Raw genomic sequence first — 13,154 nt, 5'->3', positions numbered from 1 at the left:
GCTTGCGAGCCGCACGGACCGGCCGTCCGGGCCAGTAGGGTCGGCGTTCATGTACCCGGTCACGATCTCCTCCCCGAGGCTGGCCCTGCGGGAGTTCGTCCCGACAGACGTTGACGGGCTGCTGGCCGTCTACGGCGATCCGCGGGTCACCGAGCACATGAGCTTCGAGCCCCGCAACCGTGAGCAGGTCGAGAGCACCATAGCCGGCGTGATCGAGACGGCCCGGAACGACCCGCGGACGGACTACTGCCTCGCCGCGGTGCTGCCGGACGGCGAGCTGGTGGCGTTCGCGCGCATCTCGATCGACTTCGGACACCCGCTGCAGAACAGTGCCCAGATCGGGTTCGCGCTGCGCTCGGACCGGTGGCGTCAGGGATTGGGCGCCGAAGTCGTACGTCTGCTCCTGCGGCTCGGGTTCGAGCAGCTCGGCATCCACCGCATCTGGGGCGCGCGAAGCCCGTTCAACGAGGCGTCCGGGCGGGTGATGAGCAAGCTGGGGATGGTCGAGGAGGGAGTCATCCGCGGGCACCTGAAGCTGACCGGCGGGTGGCGGGATTCGGTCGTCCACTCCATCTTGGCTCCCGAGTGGAAGGCGGCGTCCGGCTGATCGAGCCGGAGTCCGTCACGGCGGAGGGGCACTTCCTGGTGGCACGCGTCCCGCGATGCGATCCTCGAAGCACATCGCCGCCAACGTGCGAGAGGAGGCGACGTGACCGGCAGCGGACACCGAGGCCAGGACCCGCATTCAGGAGAACGGGCCACGGACGACGACGTTCAGGCGGACCACGGGTGCCACGACACCGCACTGGTGGCGGTGTGGCCGCTGCTCGGATTGCGCCTTGCCACCGCACGCCTTGAACTCGCCGTCCCCACCTCCGCTGACCTCGCGGATCTGTTCGACGCGGCCGCCGCCATCCAGCCACCCGGCCAGGCCCGCTTCCAGCAGTCCTTCCTGTACGCCTCGTCTCCCGAACGGGAACGGGGACTCCTGCAGCGGCACTGGCGCGCACTGGCCCACTGGCGACCCGACAGCTGGGACCTTCACCTGGCCATCCGCCTGGACGGTACCGCCATCGGCGTGCAGAGCATGTGGGCGACAGACTTCGCGATCACCAGGACCGTCGAGACCGGATCCTGGATCGGCCTGGCCCATCAGGGCCGGGGGTACGGCACCGAGGCCCGCATGGCCGTGCTCGAGCTGGCCTTCACCCACCTCGGCGCGGCCGAAGCACGGACGGCATACGTCGCCGGCAACCTCGCGTCCGAGGCCGTGTCGCGGAAACTCGGCTATCAGGACAATGGCCACAAGGTTTCCGCCCAGGACGGCGAGCGCCTCGTGCAGCACCTCATGGCGATCGACGCCGCCGCGTGGAAACGACGCTCCCGCGGCCCGGTGGAGGTGACAGGTCTGACTCGCTGCCTCGACCTGTTCGGCGTCGCCGCAGGCAGCTGATCGGGATCAGCCCGAGCCCGCCCGCTTCCGCCGATCATGGCCGGACGGATCATCACCGTCGCGGCGCCCGTGCGGGCGCTCAGCAGCGCGCACGGACAGTCACCTGGTCGGCTTCAGGTATCCGGCGGCGACCAGCCCCGCGAAGGCGATGTCGGTGTCGGTCATCTGCCCGCTGAGCACGTGCTGGACGAACGCGCCGACCGGCATCAGCACGGTCTCGATGAACTCGGCGTCATCCAGTCTCGGTTCAGCGACTTTCCGGCACCCGCGGGCCAGGACCGCGTGGCGGCGATGTGAGGCGTACGACGCCAGAAAGGTCTGCATGACCACCTCGAGTGTCGCAGCTTCGTAGCCGGTCTCCTCCAGCAGTTCCCGAGCCGCCGTGACCTCGACCGGCTCGTCTCCGTCCGCGTTTCCGCCCGGCAACTCCAGCAGTACGCGCCCAGGCCCCGGCCGGTACTGCCGGGCCAGCACCACCTGCTCGTCGTCGGTGACGGCGACGATCGCGACGGTCGCGCCGCCCACGAGGATGTCCCACACGTCCTCGCTGCCGTCTGGGTAGCGGTACCGGCGGCCACGAACCTTCAAGAACCCGGCCGGCTCGTCCAGCTCACCCGTCTGCGTCCACTCACCGACCCTGACATCACCCACACGCCCAACTTTATGGTTACCCGGACGAAGAAACGAGGTTCACCGTATAGGTCACCAGGATTTTGGCGTCGACATCTTGCGTGAAGGCATGATAGTCGCACTCGATCGTCTGGAAACCGTTGATCTCGTCAAAGCGTACCTTGCGGTTGAAGGAGCCCTGATAAGGAAGGTCCTCGTTCAGAAACGCTATATGTTCTTCCAGGCCCTGGTTGAATACCAGCATTTGGTTGAGATGCCCTTCGGTCTCCTGTTCGAAGTGTGAAACTGTAAGCCGCTTCGTAACGTTGTAGGTGAGGCTCTCGCCTGGCTTGATGCGTGTCGCCCCACTTGGATGCAACGGCTCTTCGAGGTTCAGGTGCAGATATAGAGATTCGGCCTCAAAGGTCTGTTCGTCGTCTACGGCGCGGACGATTCTGGCGGTGAGGGCACCTTTTGGCGCGACACTTCGCGTGCCTACGTTGTGAATGGACGCCAAAGCAACGTCAATTGTCTTGGTAGCCATGATGCCCTCTCCTTGTGAGCTTTACCTCGCGCGGCAGCAGCCACTCGGCTTGGCATCCACGTCTCGGTGGACGGTGCCATATCCGCGCTCGCTACGATCTGCAATCGATCGATGCCGTACGGTAGCTACCTACCCTGCTGGCGGCGTCGGCAAAGACGCAGTGCGGGCTCAGCTGGGTGAGGCTGGAGGCTCCCTCACAGAGCCTCAGACGCCCGGCGTCAGCGCCCGCCCTCTGGGATGGCGGAGTCCGACGCTACCTCGGCACTCTCACATCCACGATCTCTGCCGCAGACGTCAGCGCCCTTGCCTTCTCTGCGGACGGGCGCGTGCTCGCCGTCGGGATGGGCAACGGCGCAGTTCAGCTGTGGGACGCCGAAACCCGGCAACCTATGGGAGCGCCCATCATCACTCCCGGCAGCTGGATCTTCGCCATGTCCCTGCACGACAACACCCTCTACGTCGCGGCCGAGCACGTCCCCTTCCAGCGCTTCGACCTCACCCCGGCGGCTGCGACCGCCACCATCTGCCAACGGGCAGGCGGAGGCCTCACGCCTGAGGACTGGGCCACCTATTTCCCGGGTCACCCCTTCCAGCCCACCTGCGGCGGTGACGCCCGATGAGGCTTGGATTCGCATCGGTTACGTCCGCACAGGGCCACTCGGTCCGTCTTCGCGGACAAGAACGCCCAACGCCCGGCGCGGCCGTCGCCTGAGATGACCAGCCTGCTTGCGCTGCAGACCATCGGCGGATCACCTTCACCACTTACCGGACCAGCGAGTCATCGCCGCCCCTTGAGGCGTTGGAGCTTCACCGGAAGGCGACCGTCGTCATGGAGTGAGCTCCTCTGCGGCGGGCCGGTTCTTCATGGTCAGGGCCAGGAGGATTGCGCCGGCGGTGAATACGGCGGCGACGGTGAAGGCCGCGGTGACCCCCTCCGTGAGGACCTGGTGGGCCGGGCCGTGCGAAGCGCGTGTGGCTGCGCCGAACACCGTGACGAGGATGGCCAGCCCCAGCGCGCCACCGATCTGCTGCATGACATTGAGCAGGCCCGAGGTGGCGCCGGCGTCCTCGGCCCGGATCCCGGAGGACAGCACGGTGGTGGCTCCCACCAGCAAGGTGCCCATGCCAAGACCGGCGATCATCATGGGGCCGAGCAGCGCGGAGGCGTAGCCGGTCTGGGGCGTCAGCTGCGTCATCCACAGCAGGGCGAGGCTGATCGCCGCGGCGCCGGCGGCGATCAGCGTCTTGGCGCCCAGGCGCGGCAGCAGCCGGGCCGCCGCGCCGGACGAGGCCAGGATCACCAGGGCCAGCGGCACGAAGGCGAATCCCGCCTGCAGCGGGCTGTATCCGCGGACCTGCTGCAGGAACTGGGTGAGAAAGAAGAACATGCCGTTGCCCGCGGCCAGCACGAACAGCAGCACGACGTAGCCGCCGGCGCGGTTGCGGTCGGCGAACAGCCGCAGCGGGACGATCGGCTGCCGGGCACGGGACTCGACGGCCACGAACAGGACCAGCAGGACGGCGGCCACGCCGAGCGCGCCGAGCGTGATCGCGTCGCCGAAGCCCTGCTCGGCGGCGCGGATGAAGCCGTAGACGAGCGCGGTCATGCCGAGCGTCGAGGTCAGCGAACCCGCCAGGTCGAAGCGGCCCGGGTGGCGATCGGTCTCGGTGATGAACAGCGGGGTCAGGATCAGCAGGACGATGCCGATCGGCACGTTGACGAACAGCACCCACCGCCAGGAGATCCAGTCGGTGAGCATGCCGCCGGCGATGAGGCCGATCGCGGCGCCGGAGCCGGAGACCGCCGCGTAGGCCCCCAGTGCCCGCGCCCGGCGCGCAGGGTCCGGGAAGCCTACGGTGATGAGGGCGAGCACGGTCGGTGCGGCGACGGCGGCGCCGATCCCCTGACCGGCCCGGGCCGCCAGCAGCATCCCGGCCGATGTGGCCAGCCCTCCGGCCAGTGAGGCGAGGGTGAAGACGGCCACCCCGCCGATGAGCGCCCGCCGTTGGCCGACGATGTCGCCCACGCGACCGCCGAGCAGCAGCAGCCCGCCGAAGGCCAGCATGTAGGCGTTGAGCACCCAGGACAGGCCGGTCGCGGAGAAGCCGAGGTCGTGCTGGATGTCGGGGAGGGCGATGTTCACCACGTTGGTGTCCAGGATGAACATCGTCTGGCAGATCAGCACGATGGCCAGCGCCAGGCCGGGGTTGCGCTGGTGTCGGGCGGCACCGGCGGGTCCGGATCCCGCTCTCGCCACGTGCGTGCTGTGCTCGGTCATGGCACTCCTCAGCATGGTGTCCAAATAAACGAGGAGGATCCTCGCTTTCGGTGGGCTAAGATATGAGGAGATTCCTCGTTTTGGCAAATGTGTGGAGGGTTGCGGTGGTGGATCGATCGACGCAGGCTCGGCCCGTGGGGCGCAAAGACGCGCGGCGCAATTACGAGCGGCTCCTGACGACGGCCCGTACGGCGTTCGCCGAGCACGGCGTCGGCGCCTCCCTGAACGACATCGCGCGCACCGCCGGCGTCGGCAACGTGACCCTCTACCGGCACTTCCCGACCCGCCAGGCGCTGCTGGAGGCATTGCTGGGCGAAAGCCTGCGTGGTCTGCAGGCGCGCTCGGACGAGTTGCTCGCCTCACCGTCCCCGCGTCAGGCTCTGTTCACCTGGATGACGGCCGCGGTCGAGCACGCCATGGCCTATCGCGGCCTGGTCGACGCCCTCGTCGACAGCCTCGCCGACCCCGCGTCCGAACTCCACGCCACCTGCCAGGCCGTCAAGGCCGCCGGGGCGCAACTGCTGACCAGGGCCCAGGGGGCAGGGGTGATCCGGCCCGATGTCGACGCGTCCGCGCTCTTCTCCCTGATCGCTTCAGTCGCCTGGGCGGTGGAGCGGACCCCCGTACACCGTGATCAGCTTCTGGCCGTCATGTTCGACGGGCTCCACCGCGGGGTGGATGAGCACGTCTGACCCTGCCGGTCCAATGAGGCGGGGCTCAGTGGCCCGGCTCGTCGCCGGTGAACGTCGCCGCCTCCGGCGCGGCCGCGAAGACGGTACGCAGCTCGGCGAGCAGGTCGTCGAGCGTGGGCTCCGGCGAGGCGGTGGTCCAGCCGCGCAGGGCGGCGTGGAAGGCCGCCACCAGCAGGTCGAGCGCCAGCCTGGGCCGCTGGTCGCGGTCGCCGAGGCCGAGCCGCCTGCGCAGGGTGGTCTCGAAGGCCGCGCTGGTGCGGTCGCAGAACTGCAGCCCGTGCGCGGCGATGGACGGCGTACGCTGCGACAGCTCCTGGCTGAGCCGCACGCGGGCCACCCATTCCGGCCCCTCCGCCGACATCCGCCGCACCGCCGCGAGCATCGCCTCCTGCAGCACCTCCAGCACGGGACGGCCGCCGAGCGGCGCGTGCTCGACGTCGTCGAGGAGCGCGGTCCACAGTGCCTCCAGCGGGGCGGAGGCGACCTCCTCCTTGCTGGCGAAGTTGCGGAAGAACGTGCGCTTGGAGACCTCGACCTCCGCGCACAGCTCGTCGAGGGTCACCTGGTCGAAGCCGCGGTCGGTGAACAGCGCGAGTGCGGTGTCCACCAGGGCGGCCCTGGTCTTGAGCTTCTTGCGCTCGCGGAGCGGCAGCAGGTCGGCGGTCATCGTCCCCCAGTGTATCCGGAGCGCATATGCCTCCTATAGGCTTATGCCACTCAGTGGCACTTTGGAGGATGTCGTCATGCGCGCTCTGATCGTCGACCGTTCCGTTCCCGGTGGCCTGCGGGTGGGCCAGGCGCCCGACCCGGTGCCGGCGCCCGGCCAGGCGCTGGTCCGCGTCACCGCCACGTCGCTCAACTACGGCGAGGTCAGGCACGCCCTTCAGGAGGCGCCCGAGGGCACGGTGCTCGGCTGGGACGCCGCGGGGGTCGTCGTCCAGGCCGCGGCCGACGGCTCGGGGCCCGCCGCGGGCACGCCCGTGGTCACGCTTGGCTGGGACGGCGGGTGGGCCGAGCTGCGGGCCGTCCCGACCGACCGGATCGGGGTGGTGCCGCAGGGCGCGGACCCCGGCGCGATCAGCACGATCCCGGTCGCCGGGGCCACCGCGCTGCGCGCGCTCGACCGCCTCGGGCCGATCCTGGGGCGGCGCGTCCTGATCACCGGCGCGACGGGCGGCGTCGGCCGGTACGCCGTGCAGCTCGCCCGGCTCGGCGGCGCGTACGTCATCGCCGCCACCGGCGACCCGGACCGGCACGGCGACGGGCTGCGCGCGCTCGGCGCGAACGAGGTCGTCGCCGCCCCCGCCGAGAGCGGCGGACGACTCGACGGCGTCCTGGACATGCTCGGCGGCGCTCCGCTGGTCGAGGCGTTCGACCAGCTCACCGAGGGTGGCACGCTGGTCGCCGTCGGCCACTCCACCGGCGAGGGCGAGAGCTTCCCGTTCGGTGCGCTGTTCGGCGGGGCCGACCGTCACGACCGCTCGCTCGTGACCTTCCACCTGCTCTACTGCCACGGCCTGCACCGCGACCTGACCTGGCTGGCCGGACAGGTCGCGGACGGCACGCTGAGCCCGGAGATCACCTGGCGCGGCGGCTGGGACGACGCCGCCGAGGCGGTGACCGCCCTCCTCGACCGCCGCGTGCACGGCAAGGCTGTGCTCGACCTGGGGTGAGAGCAGGCTGGAGGAGTAAGTGCTCGGGTGGGCCGGTGCCCGGTCAGCCGATCGGTGGGGCGAGGTATTCCAGTGCGTAGCCCTCGCCGGAGGGGGTCACGCGGGCGATGCCGGGGGAGTCGAGGTGGGCGCCGGCCACGAAGTGGTGCGGCCGGCTCAGTCGTTCGAGCAGTGCCGCCCGCGCGGCGCGGGCCTGGGGCTGGTCGCCGTCGAGCTCCCAGGACACCTTCGGCCGGTCGAACTGGAGCGTGGGGACGTGAACGGTGTCGCCCCAGACGAGAAGGTGGCCGGCGTCGCTCCTGATCTCGTAGACGGTGTGCCCGGGGGTGTGGCCCGGTGTCGGGAGCGCGGTGGCCCACTCGTTGATCGCCACCTTCTCCGACACGGGGACGACCCGGTCGCGGATCGGCTCCAGCCGCCGCCCGGTGAAGACCGAGGTGTCGCCCGCGCCGATCCACACGCGCTCGAGTTTCGGGAACGCCTCTGAGCCGTCCGGCGCGATCAGGCCGCTCACGTGGTCTTCGTGGTTGTGGGTGATGGCCGCGTCGGTCACGTCCGCGCGGTCGACCCCCGCTTCGTCGAGCGCGTCGTAGATCAGCCCCATGGTGGGGTCGTGCCAGGCGTTGGACGCGCCGGTGTCGACGAGAACCGACCGCGTGCCGTCGGTGACGTAGAAGGCGTTGACCGACAGCCGCAGGTTGTCGCCGGCCAGCGGGACGGCGGCCGGCAGCTCGCCGAGCGTGCGCCCGTCCTCGTCGCGGAGCCGTGTGGGCGGCATGTCGATGTACCCGTCCCGCAGCGAGATCACCTGCAGCTCGCCGAATTCGAACGTGGCATGGAGCCGGCCACTCGAGATGAAACGCATGGAACCTCCGTCGTGTCGGGCGCGCATCGCCCATCTTCGATAGAAGACTCTATCTCCTTTAGAAGAAACCCTACAATGTGGGACAGCGAGGTACCGATCGATCGAGGAGCACGGTGGTCGAGAAAGACGGAAACGTGGACGAACCACAGCACGGTGACGACCTGGCCGGCGCGTTCGGGGTCAACGTGCGGCGACGTCGCGAGGAGGCGGGCCTGACGCTGGAGCAGCTGTCCGCGCAGTCGTCGGTCAGCCGGGCGATGTTGTCCAAGGTCGAACGCGGTGAGAAGAGCCCGACGATCGGCGTCGCGTCCAGGATCGCCCACGCGCTCGACGCGTCGCTCTCGGACCTGATCGGCGCGCCGGCCGGGGCCGCGTCCGGCGTGGCCGTCGTCATGCGCAGGAACCATCGTCCCGTGTTCCGTGACCCGGAGACCGGCTTCGAGCGGCACATGGTGTCCGCGGCCCCGGGCGCGGGAGGAGCCGAGATGGTCTTCCACCACCTCCCCGCCCAGGTGTCCACCGGGCTGCTGCCCGCCTATCCGCCGGGTACGGAGAAACAGCTCCTGGTGCTCGAAGGCAGTCTCACCGTCGCGATCGGCGGGATCAACGAGACCCTGGAGACAGGCGACTCCCTGTTCTTCCAGGCCGACGCCGACCACGGCTTCGCCAACCGGACGAACGCTCCCTGCGAGTACATCATGTTCATCTCACGCCGAACCTGATCGGCCCTGAAGCACCCTCCGGCTACAGGCGACGGCAGTTCCGCGGGCGTTCCGGGCGGTCGTCGGTCCAGCCCGTCGTGGGCGTCCAGGTCTGGGAGTCCACGGTCTGTCCCTTGGACAGGCCCACGGTGTCCTCTCCGGCCTTGGTGACCTCCGCCAGGATCTCGCCGGTCGCCGGGTCGAGGACGGTCGTATGGTCCTCGATCACCTCGTCGTCCTCGCCGAACTCCCTGAAGTACCGCTTGCCCTTGCCGAAGTCCACGGCCAGGCCCTCGCGGCTTAGCGGGTCCCTGACCACCCCCGGACGGCGGTCGTCGGCAGGTCGGCCAGCAGGCGCAGGACGGTGGCCCGGACGGCCGGGCGGAGGGGCTTCGACAGCAGGAACCGGGAGCCGGCGATGACCTCCTCCAGCGGCCGCGTCGCGCCCTTGTCCTTCTTGGCCGCCTCGGCCCTCAGCCACTCCCGCAGCCCCCTCTCGTCGGCGGGCAGCGCCAGGATCTGGGCCGGCGTGTAATCGCCGAGCGCGGTGGCGCCGGGTCCGTGGTCCGGCGCGACGTCGCGGGTGTACTGGCAGGCCGTGTCCTTCGCGAGCATCGGCAGCTGCACGCAGTCGGCGGCTCTCGTGCCGGGCGTGCACACCCGCTGCACCTTGCCGGGCGATCCCGCGGCCTGCCAGGCGCGCTCGTCGGCCGGAGTGTCGGGGCTCAGGATCGGTGCACCGTTCTGCGTCTGCACGGGATCCTTGGGGTCGCGTGGCAGCCAGAGCTCCGACTTGGAGGAGACCTTCGCGTTGAACGTGCGTCCTCCGGCTCGTACCCGGATGAGGCTGTTGTTCAGCAGCGACCTGTGCCAGTAGGCGCCCTGGTCGTCCGGCAGCCGCGCGATGCGGGCCGCCAGGCGGCGCAGTGCCTCGTTGCCGTCGGCGGGGTGCGGCGCGGGGTTCGACACGGGGGCGGGCACGGCGATCAGGTTCGAGACCAGCACGACCGCCGTGAGGACGACGGCGACCGCCGCCGCGGCCAGGATCGGCAGCCCGCGCAGGCCCCGTCGCCGCTGGACCGGGGCAGGGGAGGCGACCGGTGCGAGGCTCTCGGGTGACACCAGTTCCGCGCCGGCGGTGAAGGCGTCGCGAAGCCGGTCCTCGATGTTACGGGTCATCGTTCCTCCTGCAGTTCGGCGGCGAGCGTCCGCAGCGCACGGGACGCCGTCGATTTGACCGTTCCGCGGCTGACCCCCATCACCTGGGCGATCTCCGCCTCCGACAGCTCAAGGTAGAAACGCAGCACCAGCACCTCGCGCTGACGCCGCGGCAGATCCCGGACCGCTTGGAACACCTGCCGCCGGGTCTCGCCCAGCAGCGCCGCGGCCTCGGCCGACCAGAGCGGGACCTCGCGTTGGCCGCGGAACCGCCCGATGACCGCCCTGCGCCGCAATACCATCCGGGATCCGTTGAGTACGGCCGTGCGCAGGTAGGGCAGCACCTGTTCGTGGTCGGCCAGCGCGCTCCACCTGCGATACACCGCGGCGAACGCGTCCTGGACCACGTCCTCGGCGGTCTCCTGGTCTCCGACCAGCAGGAACGCCAGCCGTACCAGGGCAAGCCGGTGAACGAGGAACAACTCGGTCACCGCCGCGTCCGCCGACGCCGCGGCGGCCGGAGAACGGGGCGGTCCGTGGGTGATGTCGAACTGCATGTCTTCTGCATGCGCGAGCACCCGCGGAGGTTGCGTCACACCGGCATGATTCCGGCCGGAAGCTCGATGCCTGGAGCTCACCCGGTTCCCGGGGCGGCCGCGGCCATGAGGCCCTTGAGCAGTTCGGCGGGTGGCGTTCCGCGGCCGGTCGTGAGCGCGGAGACGAAGGCCGTCTCGCCGAGCTCCGCGCGGAGCGCGCGCCGCAGCCGGCCGTCGCCCGGACCGCCGGGGCCGGCGGGTGTCGCGGCGCCCAGCAACCGGGCCGATCGGGCCGGGAAGCCGGCGGCGTGTTCGGTCTCGGCGAGCAGCCGCAGGCCGGCGGCGATCAGGTTGTGGTCGTTGAGGGAGATCGCGGTGCCGGCTCCCTTGAGGAGGTGGTGTCGCGCACGCCGGTGGTCGCCGCGCGAGGCGGCCGCGCGGCCGAGCCCCAGACGGCAGTAGGTCGCGCAGCGAAGGTCTCCGATGCGGTGGAACTCCGGCAGGAGTTCGGTGAGGAGCGCCGTCGCCGCCTCCTGGTCGTCGCGCTGCTGGGTGAGGCGGGCCCGGTGAAGCTGGGCGTGCAGGCGTTCGTGGTCGCTTCCCGTGCCGAGGGCGAGGTCGAGCGCCTCGTTCAGGCAGGTCTCGGCCTCTGCCAGGCGAACCTCGTCGCGGATCAGGCGGCCCGCGAGGTGGTTGAGGCAGTTGGCGCGTTTCACGTGGTCGCCCAGGCGGCCGAACAGGGCCGCCGCGGCGCGGAGCCGGTCCACCGCGGTCGCGGTGTCGGTCGCCATGCTCCCGAGCACGGACAACGCCAGCGCGTGATGCCAGTCGTCGCCCAGCCGTTCGAAGACCGCGGCCGCGGCGTCGAGCGTCCGGGCCGCCTCGGCGTGTCCGCGCCGGTAGAGGGCCACCTGGCCGGCCGCCAGGGCGGCCGACGCCTGCTCCTCCTCGGTCGCCGCGTGCTCCGCCGCCCGGCGGGCCAGCTCCAGCGCCCTGTCGGTGTCCTGGTAGCAGAGCAGCAGGCAGGACGTGATCGCGGCGCGGACCCCGGCGGAGCCGTCCGGGAGCGGACGGTCGAGCAGCGCGTTCACCCAGGTGAACAGCTCGCCGCGGGCCCCGAGGATCTCCCATCCGGTGCCGATGCCGGTGAGCAGGCCCCAGGCCGCGGCGGTGTCGCCGGCGTCGAGGGCGCGTCCCATGGCCGTCCGCAGGTCGGTCCAGCGGTCGGCGAACCAGCGCAGGGCCGCCGGCTGGTTTTCGCCGCGCAGCGCGGGGGCGAGCGACACGGCGTGCCTCAGATGGTGGCGGGCGTGGCGGTCGTGGATCTCCTCGTACTCCTGCCGTTCGGCCAGCCTGTTGCCGGCGAACTGGCGGACGCTGTCGAGCAGGCGGTACCGCGTGTCCCCGCCCTGGCGCCGGGCGGAGATCAACGAGCGGTCCAGCAGGCGCGGGAAGAGCCGGGTGAGGCCGGTGCCGGTGAGCGGCGGCGCGGCCAGCACCAGCGTCGCGGTGTCGTAGTCGAACTCGCCCGGGAACACCGAGCAGCGGTCCAGCAGGAGACGCTCGTCGCCGTCCAGCAGGTCGTAGCTCCACCGCAGGGCCTCCTCGAGGGTGCGGTGGCGGTTGGGCCGCGGCGCGTCGGTCAGCAGCGCGAACCGGTCGTCGAGCAGGCGCAGCAGCTCGCCGGGTGAGGCGAACCGGGTGCGCGCGGCGGCCAGCTCGATGGCCAGCGGCAACCCGTCGAGGCGGCGGCAGATCGTCGCGAGCACCGCCGCGTCGGCCGGCGTGACGGCGAGGCCGGGCACGACGGCGGCCGCGCGGTCGGTGAACAGCCGGACGGCGGCGCAGCCCAGGATCTCGCCGGGATCGGCGCCCTCGCCGGGAACCGGCAGCGGCGGCACCTGGTAGACGACCTCGCCGCTCACCCGCAGCGGCCCGTGGCTGGTCGCCAGCACGCGCAGCCCGCCGGCCGCCGCCAGCAGCCCGGCCAGCAGGGCCGCGACGGCGTCGGCGACGTGCTCGCAGTTGTCGACCAGCAGCCAGCACGGGCTCGCCCGGATCGCGGCGACGATCTGCGGGCCGAGGTCCCTGCCGTCGCCGCCCGCGCCGAGGGCGTCGGCGAACGCCCTCTCGACCGGCCTGCCGGGCGCGGCCGAGGCCAGATCGACCAGGACCGCGGGAGCCGGCCCGGGGGCCTCGTGGGCCAGGCGCAGGGCGAGGCGCGTCTTCCCGATGCCCGCGGGGCCCGTCAGGGTCACCATGCGGCCGCCGGCGACCAGCCCGGCGAGGTCGCGGAGCTCGCGCTCCCTGCCGACGAACGACGACAACGGCGTGGGCAGGGTGTGCGCCCGGCTCCGGAGCCGCGCCGCGCCCTCGACCAGGTCCCTCCTGGCCGGGTGGCCGAGCTTGCGCAGCAGGGACGACACATGGCTCTCCACGGTCCGCTCGGACAGCCTGAGCCGGTCGGCGATCTCACGGTTGGCCAGCCGGTCACCGACCAGCCAGAACACCTCCGCCTCCCGCCTGGTGACCCCGGCGGACCGTAACGCCTCCGGCAGCGCGGCGTCCTTCATGACGCGAATCATCCCCCAGAAAAGCTCCGTACTGAGCACGGATGTGCCGGCTTCGAGCATGAGGTGTGATG

At 71.1% G+C, this 13,154-nt stretch carries 15 protein-coding genes; 6 read left to right on the top strand and 9 right to left on the bottom strand.

The window, feature by feature from the left end:
• Positions 1-49 precede the first annotated feature (49 nt).
• Together ACNF49_RS38770 and ACNF49_RS38765 are read left to right on the top strand one after the other, a co-directional pair.
• On the top strand, positions 50-607 hold the full coding sequence (locus tag ACNF49_RS38770) for a GNAT family N-acetyltransferase (protein ID WP_482940765.1): 558 nt from the start codon (positions 50-52) through the stop codon (positions 605-607).
• Between the two features lie 102 nt (positions 608-709).
• Positions 710-1,453, top strand: a complete 744-nt coding sequence (locus ACNF49_RS38765) for a GNAT family N-acetyltransferase (RefSeq protein ID WP_482940764.1) — start codon at positions 710-712, stop codon at positions 1,451-1,453.
• Positions 1,454-1,552: 99 nt separating this feature from the next.
• On the opposite strand, the gene ACNF49_RS38760 is transcribed toward ACNF49_RS38765, so the two are convergent.
• Together ACNF49_RS38760 and ACNF49_RS38755 are read right to left on the bottom strand one after the other, a co-directional pair.
• Positions 1,553-2,104 carry an NUDIX hydrolase gene (locus tag ACNF49_RS38760; RefSeq protein WP_482940763.1) on the bottom strand — a complete coding sequence of 184 codons (552 nt, stop codon included), beginning with the start codon at positions 2,102-2,104 and terminating at the stop codon, positions 1,553-1,555.
• A gap of 16 nt (positions 2,105-2,120) precedes the next feature.
• Complete coding sequence (locus ACNF49_RS38755; RefSeq protein ID WP_357971239.1) at positions 2,121-2,606, bottom strand: hypothetical protein; 486 nt, start codon at positions 2,604-2,606, stop codon at positions 2,121-2,123.
• Between the two features lie 176 nt (positions 2,607-2,782).
• Between ACNF49_RS38755 and ACNF49_RS38750 the strand changes: the two genes are divergently transcribed.
• Complete coding sequence (locus ACNF49_RS38750) at positions 2,783-3,226, top strand: WD40 domain-containing protein (RefSeq protein ID WP_498703296.1); 444 nt, start codon at positions 2,783-2,785, stop codon at positions 3,224-3,226.
• Positions 3,227-3,433: 207 nt separating this feature from the next.
• Here ACNF49_RS38750 and ACNF49_RS38745 read toward each other — a convergent pair whose 3' ends face one another.
• Positions 3,434-4,885, bottom strand: a complete 1,452-nt coding sequence (locus tag ACNF49_RS38745; RefSeq protein ID WP_482940761.1) for an MFS transporter — start codon at positions 4,883-4,885, stop codon at positions 3,434-3,436.
• Between the two features lie 134 nt (positions 4,886-5,019).
• Between ACNF49_RS38745 and ACNF49_RS38740 the strand changes: the two genes are divergently transcribed.
• Positions 5,020-5,577: a TetR/AcrR family transcriptional regulator gene (locus ACNF49_RS38740; RefSeq protein ID WP_482940760.1), complete on the top strand. Its 558-nt coding sequence runs from the start codon at positions 5,020-5,022 to the stop codon at positions 5,575-5,577.
• Between the two features lie 25 nt (positions 5,578-5,602).
• On the opposite strand, the gene ACNF49_RS38735 is transcribed toward ACNF49_RS38740, so the two are convergent.
• A complete protein-coding gene (locus ACNF49_RS38735; protein WP_482940759.1) occupies positions 5,603-6,244 on the bottom strand; it encodes a TetR/AcrR family transcriptional regulator in 642 nt (213 codons plus the stop codon).
• 76 nt (positions 6,245-6,320) lie between these two features.
• Between ACNF49_RS38735 and ACNF49_RS38730 the strand changes: the two genes are divergently transcribed.
• Positions 6,321-7,250 carry a zinc-binding dehydrogenase gene (locus ACNF49_RS38730; protein WP_482940758.1) on the top strand — a complete coding sequence of 310 codons (930 nt, stop codon included), beginning with the start codon at positions 6,321-6,323 and terminating at the stop codon, positions 7,248-7,250.
• Between the two features lie 43 nt (positions 7,251-7,293).
• Here the strand turns inward: ACNF49_RS38730 and ACNF49_RS38725 are convergent, their stop codons facing one another.
• On the bottom strand, positions 7,294-8,115 hold the full coding sequence (locus ACNF49_RS38725) for an MBL fold metallo-hydrolase (protein ID WP_357971233.1): 822 nt from the start codon (positions 8,113-8,115) through the stop codon (positions 7,294-7,296).
• Positions 8,116-8,249: 134 nt separating this feature from the next.
• Here ACNF49_RS38725 and ACNF49_RS38720 point away from each other — a divergent pair, with 134 nt between their 5' ends.
• Entirely contained in the window at positions 8,250-8,837 is a 588-nt protein-coding gene (locus ACNF49_RS38720; protein ID WP_482940757.1) for a helix-turn-helix domain-containing protein, read from the top strand.
• Between the two features lie 22 nt (positions 8,838-8,859).
• Here ACNF49_RS38720 and ACNF49_RS38715 read toward each other — a convergent pair whose 3' ends face one another.
• The 4 genes from ACNF49_RS38715 to ACNF49_RS38700 form a co-directional block, all read right to left on the bottom strand.
• A complete protein-coding gene (locus ACNF49_RS38715; RefSeq protein WP_482940756.1) occupies positions 8,860-9,135 on the bottom strand; it encodes a hypothetical protein in 276 nt (91 codons plus the stop codon).
• On the bottom strand, positions 9,117-9,995 hold the full coding sequence (locus ACNF49_RS38710; RefSeq protein ID WP_482940755.1) for a hypothetical protein: 879 nt from the start codon (positions 9,993-9,995) through the stop codon (positions 9,117-9,119). The genes ACNF49_RS38715 and ACNF49_RS38710 overlap by 19 nt, the downstream gene beginning before the upstream one ends.
• Positions 9,992-10,531, bottom strand: coding sequence for a SigE family RNA polymerase sigma factor (locus ACNF49_RS38705; protein ID WP_357971230.1), 540 nt, complete (start codon positions 10,529-10,531; stop codon positions 9,992-9,994). Before ACNF49_RS38705 ends, ACNF49_RS38710 begins: the two co-directional genes overlap by 4 nt.
• Before the next feature lie 77 nt (positions 10,532-10,608).
• Positions 10,609-13,083: an ATP-binding protein gene (locus tag ACNF49_RS38700; protein ID WP_482940754.1), complete on the bottom strand. Its 2,475-nt coding sequence runs from the start codon at positions 13,081-13,083 to the stop codon at positions 10,609-10,611.
• Positions 13,084-13,154: the final 71 nt, after the last annotated feature.

Source organism: Actinomadura sp. ATCC 39365 (assembly GCF_054392275.1).
This window is presented reverse-complemented; position numbering and strand designations above follow the sequence as displayed.